The sequence below is a fragment of the Neisseria sp. P0021.S007 genome, assembly GCF_051956855.1.
Map to the genome: position 1 here is coordinate 58,640 of NZ_JBQCXA010000008.1, position 20,311 is coordinate 78,950.

At 47.6% G+C, this 20,311-nt stretch carries 20 protein-coding genes and 3 tRNA genes; 16 read left to right on the forward strand and 7 right to left on the reverse strand.

Translation table 11 applies throughout. From position 1 onward, the window contains the following. The first annotated feature begins 147 nt into the window (after positions 1–147). Both ACTHUR_RS09830 and parE read left to right on the forward strand, forming a co-directional pair. The gene (locus ACTHUR_RS09830) at positions 148–684 is read left to right on the forward strand and encodes an RNA pyrophosphohydrolase (protein ID WP_070583356.1); all 537 of its coding nucleotides are present in this window, start codon (positions 148–150) and stop codon (positions 682–684) included. A gap of 68 nt (positions 685–752) precedes the next feature. After that, a complete protein-coding gene (gene parE / locus ACTHUR_RS09835; RefSeq protein WP_440361287.1) occupies positions 753–2,738 on the forward strand; it encodes a DNA topoisomerase IV subunit B in 1,986 nt (661 codons plus the stop codon). Between the two features lie 191 nt (positions 2,739–2,929). On the opposite strand, the gene ACTHUR_RS09840 is transcribed toward parE, so the two are convergent. The 4 genes from ACTHUR_RS09840 to ACTHUR_RS09855 form a co-directional block, all read right to left on the reverse strand. After that, positions 2,930–3,006 (reverse strand) — tRNA-Asp (locus ACTHUR_RS09840). 32 nt (positions 3,007–3,038) lie between these two features. Beyond that, positions 3,039–3,114: transfer RNA gene (locus ACTHUR_RS09845), tRNA-Val, on the reverse strand. Between the two features lie 125 nt (positions 3,115–3,239). Beyond that, positions 3,240–3,833, reverse strand: a complete 594-nt coding sequence (ribA, locus tag ACTHUR_RS09850) for a GTP cyclohydrolase II (RefSeq protein ID WP_070695314.1) — start codon at positions 3,831–3,833, stop codon at positions 3,240–3,242. Next, entirely contained in the window at positions 3,826–4,491 is a 666-nt protein-coding gene (locus ACTHUR_RS09855) for a hypothetical protein (RefSeq protein ID WP_070695313.1), read from the reverse strand. The genes ribA and ACTHUR_RS09855 overlap by 8 nt, the downstream gene beginning before the upstream one ends. Before the next feature lie 161 nt (positions 4,492–4,652). Here ACTHUR_RS09855 and ACTHUR_RS09860 point away from each other — a divergent pair. From ACTHUR_RS09860 to ACTHUR_RS09920, 13 genes are all read left to right on the forward strand, one after another. After that, positions 4,653–4,737: transfer RNA gene (locus ACTHUR_RS09860), tRNA-Leu, on the forward strand. 196 nt (positions 4,738–4,933) lie between these two features. After that, positions 4,934–6,175 carry a tyrosine-type recombinase/integrase gene (locus tag ACTHUR_RS09865; RefSeq protein ID WP_150540677.1) on the forward strand — a complete coding sequence of 414 codons (1,242 nt, stop codon included), beginning with the start codon at positions 4,934–4,936 and terminating at the stop codon, positions 6,173–6,175. Positions 6,176–6,513: 338 nt separating this feature from the next. After that, a complete protein-coding gene (locus ACTHUR_RS09870) occupies positions 6,514–7,335 on the forward strand; it encodes a hypothetical protein (protein ID WP_070587524.1) in 822 nt (273 codons plus the stop codon). 251 nt (positions 7,336–7,586) lie between these two features. Then, on the forward strand, positions 7,587–8,171 hold the full coding sequence (locus ACTHUR_RS09875; protein ID WP_083300551.1) for a Panacea domain-containing protein: 585 nt from the start codon (positions 7,587–7,589) through the stop codon (positions 8,169–8,171). A gap of 8 nt (positions 8,172–8,179) precedes the next feature. Further along, entirely contained in the window at positions 8,180–8,596 is a 417-nt protein-coding gene (locus ACTHUR_RS09880) for a hypothetical protein (RefSeq protein ID WP_070587521.1), read from the forward strand. A gap of 193 nt (positions 8,597–8,789) precedes the next feature. Then, positions 8,790–8,996: a helix-turn-helix transcriptional regulator gene (locus ACTHUR_RS09885; protein WP_070587518.1), complete on the forward strand. Its 207-nt coding sequence runs from the start codon at positions 8,790–8,792 to the stop codon at positions 8,994–8,996. A 118-nt stretch (positions 8,997–9,114) separates the two neighbouring features. Beyond that, positions 9,115–9,381 carry a helix-turn-helix domain-containing protein gene (locus tag ACTHUR_RS09890; RefSeq protein WP_070587516.1) on the forward strand — a complete coding sequence of 89 codons (267 nt, stop codon included), beginning with the start codon at positions 9,115–9,117 and terminating at the stop codon, positions 9,379–9,381. A 277-nt stretch (positions 9,382–9,658) separates the two neighbouring features. Then, positions 9,659–9,985: a hypothetical protein gene (locus tag ACTHUR_RS09895; protein WP_070646041.1), complete on the forward strand. Its 327-nt coding sequence runs from the start codon at positions 9,659–9,661 to the stop codon at positions 9,983–9,985. Between the two features lie 199 nt (positions 9,986–10,184). After that, entirely contained in the window at positions 10,185–10,400 is a 216-nt protein-coding gene (locus tag ACTHUR_RS09900) for a hypothetical protein (protein ID WP_049344711.1), read from the forward strand. After that, on the forward strand, positions 10,397–11,497 hold the full coding sequence (locus tag ACTHUR_RS09905) for a DUF7146 domain-containing protein (protein ID WP_440361286.1): 1,101 nt from the start codon (positions 10,397–10,399) through the stop codon (positions 11,495–11,497). Before ACTHUR_RS09900 ends, ACTHUR_RS09905 begins: the two co-directional genes overlap by 4 nt. Next, positions 11,494–13,239: a DUF927 domain-containing protein gene (locus ACTHUR_RS09910; RefSeq protein ID WP_440361285.1), complete on the forward strand. Its 1,746-nt coding sequence runs from the start codon at positions 11,494–11,496 to the stop codon at positions 13,237–13,239. The genes ACTHUR_RS09905 and ACTHUR_RS09910 overlap by 4 nt, the downstream gene beginning before the upstream one ends. 229 nt (positions 13,240–13,468) lie before the next feature. Further along, the gene (copM, locus tag ACTHUR_RS09915) at positions 13,469–13,843 is read left to right on the forward strand and encodes a CopM family metallochaperone (protein ID WP_070440423.1); all 375 of its coding nucleotides are present in this window, start codon (positions 13,469–13,471) and stop codon (positions 13,841–13,843) included. A 768-nt stretch (positions 13,844–14,611) separates the two neighbouring features. Next, complete coding sequence (locus tag ACTHUR_RS09920; RefSeq protein WP_440361284.1) at positions 14,612–15,952, forward strand: DUF2868 domain-containing protein; 1,341 nt, start codon at positions 14,612–14,614, stop codon at positions 15,950–15,952. Positions 15,953–16,025: 73 nt separating this feature from the next. Here ACTHUR_RS09920 and ACTHUR_RS09925 read toward each other — a convergent pair whose 3' ends face one another. From ACTHUR_RS09925 to grpE, 3 genes are all read right to left on the reverse strand, one after another. Continuing rightward, on the reverse strand, positions 16,026–16,244 hold the full coding sequence (locus tag ACTHUR_RS09925; RefSeq protein WP_440361283.1) for a hypothetical protein: 219 nt from the start codon (positions 16,242–16,244) through the stop codon (positions 16,026–16,028). A 267-nt stretch (positions 16,245–16,511) separates the two neighbouring features. Continuing rightward, the gene (gene dnaK / locus ACTHUR_RS09930) at positions 16,512–18,440 is read right to left on the reverse strand and encodes a molecular chaperone DnaK (RefSeq protein WP_440361282.1); all 1,929 of its coding nucleotides are present in this window, start codon (positions 18,438–18,440) and stop codon (positions 16,512–16,514) included. A 304-nt stretch (positions 18,441–18,744) separates the two neighbouring features. Then, entirely contained in the window at positions 18,745–19,305 is a 561-nt protein-coding gene (grpE, locus tag ACTHUR_RS09935; protein WP_440361281.1) for a nucleotide exchange factor GrpE, read from the reverse strand. A gap of 150 nt (positions 19,306–19,455) precedes the next feature. Between grpE and cysE the strand changes: the two genes are divergently transcribed. Then, positions 19,456–20,274, forward strand: a complete 819-nt coding sequence (gene cysE / locus ACTHUR_RS09940; protein ID WP_004520667.1) for a serine O-acetyltransferase — start codon at positions 19,456–19,458, stop codon at positions 20,272–20,274. Positions 20,275–20,311 lie beyond the last annotated feature (37 nt).

The window sequence follows — 20,311 nt, forward strand, 5'->3', positions numbered from 1 at the left end:
GACGGCCTGAAGCTATGGTTTTATTCATAAACAACATTTTTTCAGAAACGGTTTCATGCCGTCTGGAAAAAACTGTGGGCTTATTCAGACGACCTCAAGATTTGTCAAAACCGCCCAATTTGTGGGAAAATTGCACGATTGAATTTAATGAAGGGCGACACCGTGTTAGACAGAGAAGGCTATCGCCCCAATGTCGGTATTATCCTGATTAACGAACGTAACGAAGTCTTTTGGGGCAAACGCGTACGCGAACATTCATGGCAATTTCCGCAAGGCGGCATCAAGCCGGGCGAAAGCCCTGAGACCGCCATGTACCGCGAGTTGTACGAAGAAGTCGGCCTGCTGCCGCAACATGTCAAAATCGTTGGCCGTACACGCGACTGGTTGCGTTATGACGTGCCCAGCCACTGGGTGCGGCGCGAATGGCGCGGTTCGTATCGCGGACAAAAACAGATTTGGTATCTTTTGCGTTTGGTCGGCCGCGACAGCGACGTCAACCTCCGCGCCTGCCACCATCCTGAATTCGACGGCTGGCGTTGGCACCAATACTGGGCGCCGGTTGACGAAGTCATCGACTTCAAGCGCGGCGTGTATTTGGACGCATTGACCGAACTCTCCCGTTTCTTGCGCGGCATAGAAAGCTATGAAGACTTTATCCGTCGCAATCCAATAGAAAACCTATAACCCAAACGCTTTCAGGCCGTCTGAAAGCGTTGTTTTTCATCCTTTCAGACGGCCTTTACATCATTCCTATGGCTAAAAACAATCAATACAGCGAATCCAGCATTACCGTCCTCAAAGGCTTGGAGCCGGTCAAAGAACGTCCCGGTATGTACACCCGTACCGACAGCCCGACCCATATCTGTCAGGAAGTGATTGATAACGCGGCGGACGAGGCGTTGGGCGGTTTCGCGACTGAAATTGACGTGCAAATTCATGAAGACGGTTCTCTTTCCGTCCGTGATAACGGCCGCGGTATTCCCGTCGGCCTGCACCCTGAAGAAGGCGTACCCGTAGTCGAACTCGTGTTCACCCGTCTGCACGCAGGCGGCAAGTTCAACAAAAAAGACGGCGGCAGCGCGTATGCCTTTTCAGGCGGCCTGCACGGCGTTGGCGTATCTGTTACCAACGCCCTCTCCACCCGCCTTGAAGTAACGGTCAAACGCGAAGGAAAAATCCACCGCATCGTCTTTTCCGGTGGCGACGTCATTGAGCCATTGACTGAAGTGGGCAAATGCGCCGTCAAAGACAGCGGTACCGAAGTGCGCATGTGGCCGGACGGCAAATATTTTGAAAGCCCGAATTACAGCATTCCCGAACTTGAACGCCTGCTGCGCGCCAAAGCCGTATTGCTGCCCGGCGTGCGCGTTTCCCTAACCCGCCCGGTCAAAGGCGAAGATGAAGCGCACACCCAAACTTGGCACTACCCGGACGGCCTGAAAAGCTATCTGACCGACCTCATTGCCGACGCGCAAGAAGCCGTGCCTATCTTCTCTTGTGAAAACTACATTTCAGACGGCCACAATGGCGATTTCAGCATTGGCGAAGGTGCAGCATTTGCCCTGACTTGGCTGGAAGAAGGCTCATGCGCCAACGAAAGCTATGTCAACCTCATCCCCACCCCTTTGGGCGGCACGCACGAAGCAGGCTTGAAACAAGCCGTGTTCAACGCCGTCAACAACTTCATCAATCTGCACAACCTCTTGCCGCGCGGGGTAAAAGTACAAAGCGACGACGTGTTCAGCAAAACCGCCTTCGTCCTCTCTGCCCGTGTCCTCGACCCGCAGTTCCAAGGTCAAACCAAAGACAAACTGACCAACCGCGACGCACTGAAACTTGTTGCCACCGTATCGGGTGACCCTTTGGAATTGTGGCTGAACCAAAACGTGGACTTCGGCAAAAAAATCGCCGAACTCGCTATCCGTCAGGCACAAGCACGGATGCATTCAGTTAAAAAGATTGAAAAGAAAAAAGGCAGCGGCGTCGCCGTCCTGCCCGGTAAGCTGACCGACTGCGAAAGTGAAGATATCCGCGAAAACGAACTCTTCCTCGTCGAAGGCGATTCCGCCGGCGGCTCAGCCAAACTTGCCCGCGACAAAGCCACACAGGCCATCCTGCCCCTGCGCGGCAAAGTGCTTAACAGCTTTGAAGTCCACCCCGACCAGCTCTTCGGTAATGCCGAAATCCATGATATTTCCGTTGCCATCGGCGTTGATCCGCATGGAATCAACGATAATCCCGATTTAAGCGGCCTGCGCTACGGCAAAATTGCCATCCTGTCCGATGCCGACGTGGACGGCTCGCATATTCAAGTTTTGCTGTTGACCCTGTTCTACCGCCACTTCCCGAAACTGGTCGCCGACGGACACATCTACGTCGCCCAGCCGCCGCTGTTCCGCGTCGATGTCAACGCACAAGGCAAAAGCAAACCCGCCCGCAAATTCTACGCCCTCGACCAAAACGAACTCGACAGCATTTTGGAGCGACTGCAAAAAGAAGGCGTTAAAGAAACTGCTTATTCCATCAGCCGTTTCAAAGGCTTGGGCGAGATGAACCCCGACCAGCTCAAAGACACCACCATGCACCCCGACACCCGCCGTCTGTTGCAGGTACAAATCCCAGAAGGTGCAGATGACGAAACACGCGATATCTTCGTCAAACTGATGGGCAAAGGCGAAGCCGCCGCCCGCCGCGCATGGATGGAAAAAGAAGGCGATACGGCAGAATTGGATATCTAATCTATTGTTTCAATAGACTAAAGGCCGTCTGAAACGTTAAAAGTTTCAGACGGCCTTTTTCAAAATCATCAGAATTTAAGGTCAAACAGTATTTCCATACCCCGTTACTTACCCTATTTCTATTTTTGCAGCTTGATTGAGTTTTTAAGACAAATAAAAAAGCACTGATATAATCAGTGCTTTTTAAATAATGGCGCGGCGGACGGGGCTCGAACCCGCGACCCCCGGCGTGACAGGCCGGTACTCTAACCAACTGAGCTACCACCGCGCATCCACTGTCAAAGACAATGAAAGGAAACTTGGTGGGTGATGACGGAGTCGAACCGCCGACATTCTGCTTGTAAGGCAGACGCTCTACCAACTGAGCTAATCACCCGATAAGCCGACATTAAATCAAAAAATCAGGCTACGCGCAAGGTTTTTATTTAAATAAAAATATATCCCATTGAAAGAATATAGAATATTTTATTTAATCGCAAAAAACACCGTTATGCCTATCTATCAATCAAAAATCAAATGCCCCAATTTATCCGCTTTAGTATGCAGATAACGCTCATTTTCCACATTTTCGCCGACATGTAATGCAATCCGTTCGACCACATTAATGCCGGAATCTTTCAACGTTTGGATTTTTTCAGGATTATTGGTCAACAATCTGACCTCCCGAATATGCAGACAATCATAAATCTGCTTAGCCAAAGTGAAGTCGCGCGCATCAACAGGAAGGCCGAGCGCTACATTGGCCTCAACCGTATCCAAGCCCTGATCTTGCAGACGATAAGCACGGATTTTGTTTATCAAACCAATGCCCCTGCCTTCTTGGCGCAAATATACGATAACGCCACGCCCTTCTTTCTGAACGGCTTGCATCGCCGCTTGAAGCTGAGGGCCACAATCACATTTCACCGAAAATAAAGCATCGCCGGTCAAGCACTCGGAATGAATACGCGACAACACAGGCAGGCCGTCTGAAACATCGCCCATCGTCAATGCGACATGTTCCTGCCCGCCCTCTTCTTCAAAGCCGTGCATGGTAAATTCGCCCCATTCCGTAGGCAAACGGCATGACGCGACAAACTTCAACGCGTTACTCATTTTCCGCTTCCTCGTTTTCAGCCACGCCCAACAGATTTTTCAAAGAATCCGACAGCGCCAAGGCAAGGGCAATCCAAGCCACCAATACTTCATCGGGCGCGCCGTCTTTGACATCAAACTCGGCATGTACCACACCCAAAACCGCACCGCTGGGCATACAGACAGGAACAGAAATCTGACTCAAACCAGGATGATTGCGTTCGTTCGACAATTCACCAATTTCCTGCCAATACGCCACATTCTGACAAACATTCATCCAACCGCTTTGTGCCGTACGCACAGCCAAAAAAGCCTGTCCGGCCTGCTCGTCGATTGGAATCACATTTTCCAACGGCACGCCCCAGCGGCACAGACGAACCAGCGACAACGCGCCATCTTTCGGAAACGCTGTATAAACTGCTGCGCTTTTCAAATGCTCAGTGCGCTCGGCAACTGAGTCCAAAGCCATAAAAATCTGTTTCAGCAACCATTCATGTTCGGCATCGACATAATCCGCCAACTGCCAACCATTTTCAGACGGCCACAAAATCGAACGCTCAACCGAAGCATTGCCCATTTTAATCACAGCCTGGGCAGTCAAATAAGCAACATGTATATCATCCGCAGACAACTTCAAACCTTGCGTCTGCAAAAAATCTTTAATCAATAAAGCAGGCATCTGCCCTTCCTCACCAATAGTAAAGTTGAGGCCGTCTGAAAACAAACCCTGCTTTCAGACGGCCGGAATAAACCATTATATAAGGGATAAGCCGAAAAATTCAAGCAAACAAGACTTTGCACCCCCATTAATCTTGTGTATAATCCACGGTTCAAATTAGTGCGGACGTGGCGAAATTGGTAGACGCACCAGATTTAGGTTCTGGCGCCGCGAGGTGTGAGAGTTCGAGTCTCTCCGTCCGCACCACCCAACCCCTTTACGGGGCTTTTTTTTCGTCTAATCTCGCCCAACACGGGCAACCAATCCCAGTAATATCAATGCCTTAAGGCCGTTCAACCGCTTTCTAATCGTCTAATACAAATAATGCCGTTTAATTGAGTAAACCACAAATTGTGGGTATGATTCAGGGAATCAGCCAAAACCACTGAAAAACATCCCCACAATGCCACTAAACGACCGCCAAATTAAAGCTGCCAAACCGTCTAACACTGGAAAGAAAGTTAAGTTATTTGACGGAAACAGCCTATATCTTGAAATTACGCCAGCGGGCGGGAAAATATTCCGCATGAGATACCGCATGAATGGCAAAGATAAAGACTTCACTATCGGGAAATATCCAGCCGTTTCACTGGTAGAAGCCCGACAAGCCACCGAAAACGCCCGCCGCATGATTGCACAAGGGCAAGACCCTACCAAAGCCAAGCAAGAAGCCAAAGCAGCCCAGCAAGCCGCCTTGTTAAATACTTTTGAGCATTTGGCCAAGCAATGGCACAAGGACAATTTGCCCCGCTGGAAAGAACACCACGCCGAGCGGATCATGCGTTATTTGAAAAATGACGTTTTCCCAGTCATTGGAGAAATCCCCGTTAATGAAATCAAGGTAACCCACATCAAAAACTTGCTTGATGACATTATGGCAAGGGGCGTTACTGATACCGCCGACAAAATCAGGGGCTGGATCGGGGCGGTTTTTGACTATTCCGCCATGCTGGAAATTTCAGAAAACAACCCAGCCCGCCTGTTGAAAAATCACATTCCCAATTTACCCACCAAACATAAACCCGCCCTGCCCCGTGAAGAATTGCCGGAGTTTTACCGCCGCTTGATACTGGCAACCAACATAGAGCGGCAAAACAAAATTGCCATCATGCTGATCATGCTGGTGTTTGTGAGAAATAACGAATTGCGCAGCGGGCAATGGCAAGAAGTGGATTTTAAAAACAAGCGTTGGATCATTCCCGCTGAAAGAATGAAGCATGAAAAGATGAAGCCCAAGCCCGCTTTATGTGTTCCTCTTTCTGATTGGGCGATAGAGCTGCTACAAGAGTTACACACGCTGACAGGGCATAGCCGGTTTATGTTTCCAAGTAGAACCAGCGTAAACCGCCATATCAGCGAGAACACGCTAGGAAAAATCATTAACGAGAAGCTAGGCTACAAGGGCAAGGCCACGCCGCATGGCTTCAGAGCAGTAGCAAGTAGTTTGCTTTATGAAAACAACTTCAACGGCGGCGCAATCGAGATTCAGCTTGCCCACGTTGAAGAAGATAAAACAAAGGATTCATACGCCTACATGGCCGAGTATATGCCCCAGCGTATCGAGTTTATGCAATGGTATAGCGACTATTTGCGGGAGCAATACAACCAGGCATTACAGATGATCCAAGAGAGCAGGACGGTTTAAAAATTCCCTATGCGCGTGAGTAAATATAGTGGTTACACTGGTTACCACAAAATTTAACAAATATAACTATATGAATATAAATATAAATACAAAGAAAAAGCGGTAACCAGTTAACGTAAATTTACTGGTTACCAACTGGTTACCACTGGTTACCATTTTATACAGAAAGAAATTAACCCTATGAAATACAGTGCATTAGATGTTTTGCTTTCGTTGGTTGGCTTGGACGTGAGAGATGATACCGACACGGAGCAACACGCAACGGCCGCCGGTATTGAGCATTGAGGCGTGAAACTTCTAAGCCCTTTTTGTGGTTACAACAAAGGAGATATAAGCAAATGACTGACTTTACAGATGACAAACCTATTGAGCAGATAAATGACGTGGTAGATGAATATCCTATTGATCATATGTTTTTTAGTACAGATAGCGATGATAAATCCTGTCTTGACCATGAAAAATACAACGCTATTTATCAAATAAAAAACTCAAAAATGTTCTATGAAGCATTGGGGATATATTGGTTTAACGCTGAAAGAGTTGTAATCAGGGCTTTCCATGACTTCAAGCATTTAGAACAGCCTGAATTTTTCGGCTGGATAATAAAAGGCATAAAAGAAATTGAACGAACTGAACAAAAATGTTTGGAAGCTATTAAAAGATATGAGGAGGAATATAACCAGCCATATAATTATCTGGAGGAACTAAACCCTTTTGAATCCTTTATACTTGATGATGCAGATTGGGAAACAGCCGTAAATATGCTGAATTTCTTTACAGCAAAAGCCATTTTTGATTATGTAACAGAATTTGATGGCCTTAGTTACGAAGATAGGTTTTATAAATTTCAAGGACTTGCAAACTTTATAACCGCTTCTTTGGGAGCGATAGAACTTGAAGCCAATCCGGATGAATCTCTTATAGAAGCTGCCCGAAAAGGAGGACGCGCCAAGCAAAGCCCTTACGAAAAAGCCGGCACGATAACAGCAGTGAATGAGCTACTAGAAGAAAAACAAGATATTCTGAAACAAAAGGGCGGCAAAACGACATTGTACAAATTGATAAGAGATTTAATTGCTTCAGGAGTTATTCCCGCGCCTGGAGAGCCAACAGAAAAAACGATACTTAAATGGATAGACAACTTTAAAAATATGAAATGAGCAAGCTATTACAGGAAATCAGCAAGCTACTTCCTAGAAGCCGCCCTGATCGCCATGAATCAGGCATAGCCCACCCCATTCAACCCGCCCGCACACGCGGGCTTTTTCACACCTCGCCGAACCTGAAACGACACAAACGGTTCGTGTCGGATTGAGGAATATGCTGAGATATATCGAAAAGATGTAAAATGTACGGAAATGTGCCAGATTTAGATTGCCTGCTTTACAAACAACCGCATATAATTAAAAGTATGAAACCGCACAACGATACCATTTTCCAAGAGCCAAAGGCTGCCCAAGCGGCCGCCTTCATGCTGTACAAGGCAAACGGCAGGCTTGAAGTACTGAAGCTGATGAAGCTGATGTACTTGGCTGAACGTGAGTCTTTTTTGCGCTTCGGAGAAGGCCTGACAGGTGACGCATTGGTTTCAATGCCGCATGGCCCGGTACTCTCCATGACCTTGGATTTCATTAACGGCGGACATGAGTCCGTTCCAAACGGATGGGCAACGTGGGTTAGCGACCGCGAAAACAGAATGCTTGCCTTACGCGATCCAAGTATGATTCGGACGCCCGAGGAAGACTTATTGGCATTATCCGAAACCGATTTGGAAGTACTGGAATCGGTTTGGGAGAATTACGGCCATTATTCCGCATGGGATCTGCGCAACATGACCCACAACGGGTTATGCCCGGAATGGGAAGACCCTCACGGCTCAAGCCGCCCAATTCCCATCAAAAAACTGTTGTCTGTGCTTGGTTATGATGACGAACAAGCCGTAGCGATTGTAGAAAGACTGGAAGAACAGGCTTACATCAATCGCGCTTTCGGGTAGGAGACGGTATGCCTCAATCGTGGCAATGCAGGCAAGGAGAATGCCTACTCATCCCATCCGGTCCAAATAGCTACCAACACTTATTTACCATCCTAGTCAATCCGTGTATTCTGCCCAACCGTGGGAATAAGCCGCAGGTTCTTTCTGTCGGCATTTCTTCTATCCGGGAAAATATCCCATATGATAATGCCTGCATCATCAGGCAGGGAGAACATCCTTTTGTCCAACATGACAGTTATGTCCGCTACCGTGATGCAAGGATTGATGCCGTCGAACACATAGAAAACCGTGTGCACGAAGGGATATTCTCCGTGAAATCACCATGTAGCGAACAACTGTTGGGGCGTATCATTGCCGGGGCTTCAACATCACAATATGCCAGCAGGGAAGTTAAGCTTCTGATTGCAAAATTTGCTATAGCATAATCCTCCGCCCGCATTACGCGGGCTTTTTCGTATATCAAACATGAAATCAACTAGTTCATTTCATGAAATCAGCTAGCTATTACAGGAAATCAGCTAGCTATTACAGGAAATCAGCAAGCTACTTCCTAGAAGCCGCCCACAGAGGCGGCTATTCTTTTGCCTGTCATATAACCCCGACTAAGAAAGGCAATCAATGAATAACACTGTATTAAGAGTAAACGATACCGCCCGCGTTATGGGTGTTTCACGAGCGACTATCTGGAATTGGGTAAACCCTAAGAGCCGCCATCACCGCCCTGATTTTCCTAAGCCTATCAAACTTTCTGAAAATATTACCGGCTGGCTTTCCAGTGAGATTGAAGAGTATCTCAACAAACTGGCCGCCAAGCGTGAAGAGTAGGAGTTTTCGTAGCAATACGCGCGCGCGCGAAGAATCAGCGGGAATCTATCCCTTTAGACAAAATAAAACCGCCTGAACGGACATTCAGACGGCCAAACAAATTAAGAGGTAAAAAATTATGAAAAATTATTCTAGCAGTATTAAGGCCAAAACGCCAAGCCAAAGAGAGCGCATTTTAGCTCGATTGAGAAAAGGGAGCGTTACTTCATGGGAGCTGGCACAGATGGGCATACTTAGCTATAACACACGCATTATGGAGCTTCGCAGAGCCGGGCATGAAATCATAACCGTGATGGAAGAAGTGCAAAACCAATTCGGGGAGACCGTGAAATGCGGGCGGTTTTCTTTGCTGGTGTCGGGAAAGAGTAAGCATAACGCCGTCTAATCCCGTAAAAAACTATTTGACAGATTGAGCTTTGAGAAGCAGAATTTAGTTTCTCTCTCAAATACGATTAGCCCAAATCAGCAGGGTAAACGCTGATTTTTTATCGCCATTTTCCCCTATGGCGTTTGAAGCCTATCCACAGGCTTTGGACGGCGTATCAAAGTTTATGGCGGTGTGTGGTAACGGCAACGTCCACGCCTGACTAATCGCAGGAGAGAGCACCGCCCCCTATTTCGGGCATTTCTCAAATCTCACTTTACGATTAGGAGCATTTCAAATGCAATCTTGCACTTCTACCCAAATCCAAACCATTCAAAATCAAGCCCAAACGGTAACCATCCCCTTAGAGCTGGCAAACCGCATTATGAACGCGCTGTACTACGGCGGCGAATTTATCGCCAATACGGGCGCAATCATCGACACCATTTGCGACAACATGGCCGACCATTCCGTCCGCGACACCCCCATAAGTGCGAGCGGAAGCACGGCACGACTTGCCACAGTCATTCAAACCCTAGTCCCCCATGCGGAAAACTTGGAATCTTTCGATTTGTCATCCGAGCTTGCGGGATACATTCAAACTGACCCCGTCCCCGCGCCCTGACGATTCAGACGGCCTGAAAGAATGGGCTGCTTACAGCGTAACCCACGCCGGTTAAGCCCACCTATTCCCTGAAATTTACCCGCCTTTATGCCGCCTATTTCAGACGGCATAGGGCAAACTTCGCCCTAGTGTTTTTATAACTTATTGATTTTATTAGATTCACGTTTTGAAACACTGGAGGCATAGCAAAGGATAAACCATGAAACAGACCAATAAATCAGACCGTTTCCGCCGGTATTTAAACCGCGCCTTGCTGGTGTTTTGGGTGTTGCTTTTGGCTTTGGTAGTCCGAGCCTGTAACCAGCCCGCCCACGCCGACACGGAGCAACTAGAGCCGGAAACGCCCGCAATATGGGAAACAGACCCGACAGCCGGAATCGTTTTAGAACCTGTAACAGAGGAGGCAGAGCAATGAAGCCAACATATCAAGACATTAAAGCCGCCGCACAATACCACTGGCCGGAAATACACGCGGCATTAGGCATAGACACGCGATACCTGAAAAACAAACACCAGCCCTGCCCCGCGTGTGGAGGGAAAGACCGTTTCAGATATGACGACAAGGACGGAAACGGCACATTCATTTGCAGCCATTACAACAACGGCGCGGGCGATGGTTTCGGCTTGGTAATGCACTTTTTCGGGTGTGATTTTCAGACGGCCTTAAAGCAGGTTTCAGGCGTTTTAGGCATGGATAATGCAGACCCTTTGCCGATACCGCCCAAACACCCACAAGCGCAACCATGCCCCGAAAAAGACCAAATCGAGAAACTGGCCGAATTGTGGAGAAGCACAGAACCTATCCGCCCCGATTCCCCTGTTATCCAGTATTTGAAATCACGCGGTTTGGACATGGCGCATTTGCCCGAAAACGTCCGTTTTCTACCTGAAAAAGACTATTGGACAACGGGCGCGAATAAGCCGCTTTTGCTTGGCCGTTTCCCCTGTATGGTTTGCGCTATCCGCGATATGGACGAAGAGCTACAAGGCTTACACCTAACCTATTTACAGCCTAGCTATGACAAGCCATGCGGAGAGGACGGACTACACGCCCCGCGCTATCAGAAACTGGCAATCAAACACCCTGAAACGGGCGAAACATTACCGGCAAAGAAAATGAGAAGCCGTAAGAAAGGCAGCATATCGGGGCAAGCCGTCCACTTGTTCCCGATTCCTGAAAATGGCCGTCTTGTCATTGCAGAGGGCATAGAAACCGCCCTTGCCGCCCGTGAATTGTACAAGGCTTACGATTGGGGCTTATACGCAGCCTTAAGTACAAGCGGCATGACTAATTTTCACTTTCCGAACGGTATAAAAGAAATTGCAATTACTGCCGATAACGACACGCCCCGCCCCGTTGGTTACAGAGCCGCTTATGACTTGGCAATGCGAGCCATTAAGCAGGGAATCAAGGCGAGCATATGGCAAAGCAAAACGCCAGGCTATGACGCACTGGACGAGCTGAACGAGAAGAAGCAATCAGACAATCATTTCGGAGGACAGACAGCATGAAAAATACCGAAACAGCGAAGCAGGAAAGCACCAACGATTACAACCTTGAAAATGCCGAGCCATTCCGCCCACGCCCTCACTTTGAAATCGATAATCGGGGCGTATGGTGGGTAAACGTTAGAACCGACAAAGACGGCGATATTATCGAAGCAGAGCCGCTATTTCTTTCCGACCCTATCGACATTATAGGCACGGGGCAAGACAATGACGGCGCGTATTATCAGATTATCAAGTTTAAAGACAAAATCACACGCCGGCATAAAACCGCCGCCCTACCACAAGCAGAAATCGGCACAGTTCAAGGCTGGCAGCGTTTGCAGAATTTCGGCCTAGTCATCATGAGCGGGCGGGCAAAAAGGGAAAAACTGGCAGACTATTTGCAGAAAGAGGGAAGCCAGGCGGCCTTTACCATTACCGACCGCGCCGGGTGGAACGGGGAAGCCTACATACTGGCAGGCGGGGAAGCCGTTAACGCAGACGGCGCAAATATTCTATACAACGGAGACAACAGCCAAAAAGACGGTTACACAGAAAAAGGCAGCCTCAAGAAATGGCAGGAACAGGCCGCGCGATACGCAGAGAACAATAGCCGCCTATGCCTTGCTTTAGGTTTAAGCATGGCCGCGCCATTCTTGGCACTTTTGAACGAAGAGGGAGGCGGTTTCCATTTAGCGGGCGATTCCTCAAAAGGCAAAACAACCGCCGCGCGGCTTGCCTTGAGTGTATGGGGAGACCCTGAAACCACTAAAGGCAATTGGGACACTACCCCGCTTGGCTTACAGAATTTAGCTTTAGCCCGTAATGATGGCTTGCTAGTGTTAGATGAAATCGGGCAAACAGCCGACCCCCGAAAAATCCCGCAAATGGTTTACAGCGTTATCAACGGCGTTTCAAAAACACAGGGCGCAAAAGATGGCGGCAACCGCAGACAGAAAACATGGCGCAATCTGATACTTTCGACCGGCGAAATAAACCCGGAAAGCCTGATAGGAGACCGCGCCCAATGGAAAGCGGGTAACCATGTTAGATTGCCTGACATACAAGCAGAGGCAAGATATGGCATTTACGACACGTTACACGGCTTCGCAGATGGCGCGAAACTGTCGGAGCATATCAACCAAGCCACAGCCAAGCAACGAGGAACAGCAGGCCGCGCCCTTATCCGCCAAATCCTCAAAGATGGAAAAGAAGCCGCCGCCCAAGCCGTAGAAGCTAGCCGCGCCCGATTCCTTGAGACCTTACCACCAATGGAGGGACAGGCGCGAAGAATTGCCCGCCGCTTCGCCCTTTTGGCCGCCGTCTTGGAATATGCCGCCCCTATTACCGGCATGAGACAAGGAGCAGGAGAAGCAGGAGTAAGGCAGTGTTTCAATGAATGGCTTGAAGAAAACGGCACAGGAAACCGCGAAGACCGCCGAATCATTGAGCAAGTAACCGCCTTTATGGACGTTAACGCCCTATCTATGCGCTTTTCAGACTGGAACGCCCAAACCACAAACCAAAATCACGCAGGTTATCGGAAACAAGAGGGAAGCATAGATGAATATTGGATAATCCCCTTTACCTTTGAAAATGAAGTCTGTAAAGGATATAGCCTGCGTAAAGTGTGTGAAGTCCTACATGATCACGAATGGTTAAAAAAAGCCGATAACGGCAGATGGCAACACCAGCGCAAACGCAACGGCAGTGCAAGCCGATTCTATGTTTTGATGGGAGAAGCCCCGCCCGACTTTGACGAATAACCAAGAGCAAGCCCGCTATTACCGACAATGGCGGGCTTTTTTACGTCCAAACATTCAGGCAGACCAACCAAGAAAGCATAAAATCAACAGGAAGCCCCTAAATTTCAAAAATTAGGACTGTTTGCCCCTTTCCTTATACCAACCCTTGTGTATCGAAATAAATATTGACTTTAACCCTAGGTCAAAGTTTATGATTTGTGTTCCTTTAGTTATCACATAGGCGAAAAACATGAAAAAACTTATGACTTTTATCACACTTAGCGCTATTGCAATTTCAAATTATGCCCAAGCTAATGAGCAACCGCATCAAGCACACATGAATATGCAAATGTCGACAGGTTCTGCAATGCAACAAGAATTAATGCAAGGTATGGATCAAATGAATCAAGACATGATGGCAGCTGCGCAATATAAAGATCCTGATGTTGCTTTTGCAGCAGGTATGCTGCCACACCATATTGGCGCAGTAAAAATGGCGGAAGTTGAATTAAAATACGGAAAGGATCCTGAAATGCGTAAGCTTGCTGAGGATATTATTAACGCACAACAAGCGGAAATTGAACAAATGCAAAAATGGCTTAAAGCACACAACAAAAAAAAGTAAGCCGTAGCCTGCATCCTCGCTAACCGCGTTCTTTAAAACCAAGGTGTAGCAACTGTATTTTTCACCCCGTCTGGCAAAAATACAGTTGCTACCCAATCAATGAAACACGTTTACAGCGCAATTTTAGTCTATTTACGCCATATCTACCCAAAAGGCAGGCAGTGGAATAAATAATTTCGACACCAATACGCGCGCGCGCGTAATAACGCAGTCCCTAGATTTTTGCAAGTCCATGAAAAGAAAGCAAAAGGCGGCGGGTAACCACTTAACCGGCACTGGTAACCAATGACAAGAGCATAACTTGTTACCGCATTATCGTTGATTTATAAAGGTTTTTAGGGGCTGGTAACCAAGTAACCAGAGTAACCAGTGCATTTTGTATATATATATATAGCGTTTTAAATTTGAGATGGAAGCCGCCGGCCTAATCACTCAAATAACAACACGCACCAAAAAAAGTTATAATGACCGGCACTAGACTGCTAAATTATTTTTTGACCTTTGCAAAATGTGGTGATATTTGTGGGGATATTTGAATTGCTTTATTATTTTTATAATATAAAACAATGAATTATCTCTTTAGTTCATGTCCCTCCGTCCGCACCACACTCAAAATGAGCAGCTTTCGGGCTGCTTTTTTTACATCTATTCCACTATATACCCTATTCAAAATCAAAACTGCTTTTAATTTTTTGACCTTTGCAAAAAAGGGGTTTATTTGGGGGTATAACAGACGTTTCCACTTATCTTTCAGACGGCCTATCATTTATGTTGAATCCATCGCAAAAACTTGTCGAATTGGTCCGTATCCTTGAAGAACGTGCCTATATTTTTCCGGGAGATCCCGTTCAGGCGACGGAAGCGTTGCGACATATTGATGGCGGCAACGAGGAAAAACTGATACACCGTGCCCAAATTATTGACCGCGACCAGCATTTGAAATATGTGTTGCAACAGGTGGAGACAGGCTCGTTTTGGCTTTGGATTGTTGCGGCGACGTTGTTGTTTACGGTCGGTTTTTCCAGTACTTATCTTTTGATGGACAATCAGGGGCTGAACTTTTTTCTGGTATTGGCCGGGATTTTGGGCATGAATACAGTCATGCTGCTGGTGTGGCTGGCGACTTTATTCCTGCATTTGAAAAATGTGCACTTTATCAGCAGTCCGGCAACTTGGTTCCGAGGCAAAGATCCTGTCAATCAGGCAATTTTGCGGCTTTATGTGGATGAATGGCGCAAACCGCAAACGCGTTGGCTGATTGGTGCAACTTCACACGGTCTGTGGCTATGCACGCTGTCGGGAATGTTGGTTTCTGTTTTGCTGCTGCTTTTGGTGCGTCAATATACGTTCAACTGGGAAAGTACGCTTTTAAGTAATACGGCATTGGTGAAAACGGTTGAGGCTTTGTCATGGCTGCCGGAACGTTTGGGCTTTCCTGTTCCAGACGGTCAGGCTGTGATTGCAGGCCGTCTGAACAACCATATCGAAGATGCGCGCGCTTGGGCGGGTTTACTCATCGGCAGCATTATCTGCTATGGCATTCTGCCGCGCTTGCTTGCTTGGCTGGCTTGCAAGATTACTTTAAAAACCCTACGCGAACGTTTGGATTTGAATCAGCCCTACTATCAAAACATTCTCCGCACATGGCAAACGAAGATTGTTGATGCCGATGATTTTCAGGAAAACATCGTTCCCGTTTCATCTAAAATTACGCTGAATAATGCGCCCAAATGGGCAGTTACACTGGAAACGGAATGGCCTGAACCGCTTTGGTTTTCCGGCGTTTTGGCGCAAGAGTGGATAGACAAAGGCGTTGCCGCCGGCAGAAAAGATTTGGAACAATTGGAAGCCGAATTGAAACAAACTCCGGCGCAACTTCTCATCGGCGTACGCACGCAAACTGTTCCCGATCGCGGTATTTTGCGTCAAATCAGCCGCTTGGCCGAAGCTACGAACGGCGGCGTTATCATTCAACTTTTGAATCAAGGCAGTTTCTCTGAAGATTTGGATACCAAACTGGATTATTGGCGCGATGCGCTGGCAGAAAGAAACATTGCCTGGCTGGAGCCGACCCGTTTGGCACAAGAAAAACGGCAAAGCGCTATTTGACAGATAAACCGAAGGCCGTCTGAAAACTGATGTTTGGGTTTCAGACGGCCTTATTTATTGTTGAGGATTCATCTTAATGATGGTCGTGGCGATGCTCTTGATGATGTTTAGGCTTGGCTGCGTGGTGTTTGGCTTTAGGTGCAGGTTTTTTCATTTTTTGCGGTTTGGCTTTTTTGTGCATACGTTCTTGTTTCGGATGCATTTCGTGTTTGCCGTGTGCAGAAGCGACAGGAGCCAATACCAAGCCGGCAGCCGCAACCATCAAAGAGGTTATTTGAATCAGTTTTTTCATATTTATCTTCTTTCAAGGGGTCGATTTGAGGTGAAAATAAGAATTTATTCGCACTCAAGCGATGGTCAAATATTAATGGCTTTAACTGTCAGCTGCTGTCAGATGTCGGCGAAATCTGTTCAAAATTCGACAATAGAAGTATGGCAACACAATGACGCAATAAGGTTTTGAAAGTTTACCGTCAATTTTGACAAAGCGTCTTTACACATTCCCCAAACGACAAAAAGCGCGAACCTTTCGATTCGCGCTTTTTTCAGACGGCATCAATTATTTTTTGTCGTCTTTTACTTCTTCAAAGTCGGCATCTACAACGTCGTCGTCTTTCTTAGCAGAAGACTCGGCTTGTGCGCCCTCGCCTGCTTGTGCTTCGGCTTGCGCTTGAGCGTAAACCATTTCGCCCAGTTTTTGGCTGGCTGTACCCAAAGCTTCGGCTTTAGCATCGATAGCGGCTTTGTCGTCGCCTTTAACTGCTTCTTCAGCTTCTTTCAACGCAGCTTCGATTTTTTCTTTCTCAGCAGCGTCGAGTTTATCGCCGTAGTCAGTCAGAGATTTTTTCACAGAATGAATCAGGGCTTCAGCTTGGTTGCGAGAAGCGACCAATTCAGTCAGTTTTTTATCCTCTTCAGCATTGGCTTCGGCATCTTTCACCATGCGTTCGATTTCTTCTTCGCTCAAACCTGAAGAACCTTGGATGGTAATGTTGGCCGCTTTGCCGGTGCCTTTGTCTTTGGCAGAAACGTGCAAGATACCGTTGGCGTCAATGTCGAAAGTAACTTCAATTTGCGGCATACCGCGTGGTGCAGGTGCGATATCGGTCAAGTTGAACTGACCCAAAGATTTGTTGGCAGAAGCGCGTTCGCGTTCTCCTTGCAGTACATGGATGGTTACTGCGCTTTGGTTGTCTTCGGCAGTAGAGAACACTTGAGACGCTTTAGTCGGAATAGTAGTGTTCTTTTGAATCAGCTTGGTCATCACACCGCCCATGGTTTCGATACCCAAAGACAGAGGAGTTACGTCCAGCAGCAATACGTCGCTACGGCCGCCGCTCAATACTTCGCCTTGAATCGCTGCACCTACGGCAACAGCTTCGTCAGGGTTCACGTCTTTACGAGGCTCTTTACCGAAGAAGGCTTTAACGGCTTCTTGTACTTTCGGCATACGGCTTTGACCGCCGACCAAAATCACGTCGTCGATGTCGCTGGTGCTCAAGCCGGCATCTTTCAATGCGATTTTACAAGGCTCGATAGAACGTTGGATCAAGTCTTCAACCAGGCTTTCAAATTTGGCACGGGTAATTTTCATGGCCAAGTGTTTAGGACCGGTTGCATCCATAGTGATGTATGGCAGGTTGATTTCAGTTTGCTGACCGCTGGACAATTCGATTTTGGCTTTTTCAGCAGCTTCTTTCAGACGTTGCAGAGCCATTACGTCTTGTTTCAAATCAATGCCTTGTTCTTTTTTGAACTCGTCAATGATGTAGTCGATCAAGCGTTGGTCGAAGTCTTCACCGCCCAAGAAAGTATCGCCGTTGGTTGCCAATACTTCGAATTGTTTGTCGCCGTCGAGGTTGGCGATTTCGATGATGGAAATATCGAAAGTACCGCCACCCAAGTCATATACGGCTACTTTACGGTCTTTGTTGTCGCCTTTGTCCATACCGAATGCCAAAGCGGCAGCGGTTGGTTCGTTAATGATACGTTTTACTTCCAAACCTGCGATACGGCCTGCGTCTTTAGTCGCTTGACGTTGGCTGTCGTTGAAGTAGGCAGGAACGGTAATCACAGCTTCAGTGACTTTCTCGCCCAAGTAAGCTTCAGCGGCTTCTTTCATTTTACGCAAAACTTCTGCGGAAATTTGAGGAGGAGACAGCTCTTTACCTTGCGCTTTCACCCATGCGTCGCCGTTGCTGGCTTTGATGATTTCGAAAGGCATAGATTCGATGTCGCGTTGAACTTCTTTGTCTTCAAATTTGTGGCCGATCAAACGTTTGGCGGCGTAAATAGTGTTTTTAGCGTTGGTTACCGCTTGGCGTTTTGCAGGCGCACCGACGAGGATTTCGCCGCCGTCCAAATAAGCGATAACGGAAGGAGTGGTGCGTGCACCTTCTGCATTTTCGATCACTTTGGTTTGACCGTTTTCAGAAATAGCCAAACAAGAGTTGGTTGTACCTAAGTCAATACCGATTACTTTTGCCATATTATGTTGCTCCTAATAAATAAACTTTTCTAAATTAATAATCCTGTGGAACATTTCGTTCCGATGGCTTGTAAATAAGGTTGCTTCATTTTTTTTCAAGGCTTAATTTGAATTTTTTTTTAAATTAAATTCAAGTACTTGATTTATTTATCCACAAGCCGTTTATTCTTTTTTCAGATGGCCGGCTTTAATTTTCCAATTCCGGTTTATCGGAATGATTTTCCAATAGCGGAACATCGGAATTTGAAACCGGATAAGGCCGTCTGAAGATTTTATGCTTGATAAACTTTATCAAGCGGTTCCTTCAATCTTCTTTTTTCGCCACGACAACCATCGCAGGACGCAGCACGCGGTCAGATAGTGTGTAGCCTTTTTTCATCACACTGACGATGGTATTCGGCTCTTGCTCGCTGACGACTGCCTGCATCGCTTGATGTTGGTGCGGATCGAGTTTGTCACCCGGCTGTGGGTCGATTTCTTTAATGTGTGTGGCATCAAATGCTTTTTGCAGCTCGTTCAAAGTCATTTGCACGCCCATTTTCAGCGCATCGAAATTACCGCTTTGGTCGAGCAGCGCCATTTCGAGATAATCTTTAACCGGCAACATTTCTGCTGCAAATTTTTGTCCGGCGAATTTATGGGTGTCGGCGATTTCCTGCTGATGGCGGCGACGCAGGTTTTGCTCATTTGCCAAACCGCGCAGCTCGCTGTCTTTGAGCTGACCTTCCAACTCGGCGACACGCGCCTGAAGCTCTTCGTAAGTCGGTTCTGCTTGTTCGGTTTCAACGGTTTCGGCAGTTTCTACGGCTGCCGCTTCTTCTGCTTCGTGCTGATGTTGTTCGTTATGCTCCGTCATTTCTGACATCCTTTTAGCGTGTTGATATTCGATGTTTCATATATAAGGCCGTCTGAAAAAACTTCAAGCATTTGAATACCGATTATCAAATGCCTTGTTAAAAGACGTTGGAAAACGGTAAGATAGCCATCTGATTTTATTCTTCAGACGGCCTCGAATATGAAAAAAGACCATTTGAATTCAACCGATTTTAATCTGTGGCACACCATTCGCGAAGAAACCGAAGCGGCCGCTGCGGCCGAACCGATGCTGGCAAGCTTCCTGCATCAAACCGTGTTGCGCCACGATTCGCTCGATTCGGTACTTGCCTACCATCTTTCCAGCAAGCTCGGTAGCCCGATTATGGACGTGCGCGCGCTGTTTGAAATCTATCAGCAGGCTTTGAGCGTGGACACCCGTATCAGCAAATGTGTCGAGGCCGACTTAAAAGCCATTTACGAGCGCGACCCAGCTTGTGATGAATATTCGCTGCCGCTGTTGTATTTCAAAGGTTTCCACGCCGTACAGGCACACCGCATCAACCACTGGCTCTATCAAAACGGCCGTAAAACGCTGGCGTATTTCCTGCAAAACCGCATGTCGGAAGTCTTCGGTGTTGACATTCACCCTGCCGCCCGTTTCGGTCACGGTTTGATGCTCGACCATGCCACCGGTTTTGTGGCCGGCGAAACCGCCGTCTTGGGCAACAATATTTCTATCCTCCACGGCGTAACGCTGGGCGGTTCGGGCAAAGAAAGCGGCGACCGCCACCCGAAAATCGGCAATGGCGTGATGATTGGTGCGAACGCTTCGATTTTGGGCAACATCCGTATCGGCGAAAATGCCAAAATCGGCGCAGGCAGCGTGGTGGTTGCCGATGTGCCGTCTTCGATTACCGTTGTCGGCGTACCCGCCAAACCGGTTGGCCGCTCGTCCAAAACCCCGTCTGCCGATATGGATCAAAGCATTCAATTATCGACTACGGATTTTGTTATTTAAGCAATCTGCCATTTTAAAGGCCGTCTGAAAGATTTGT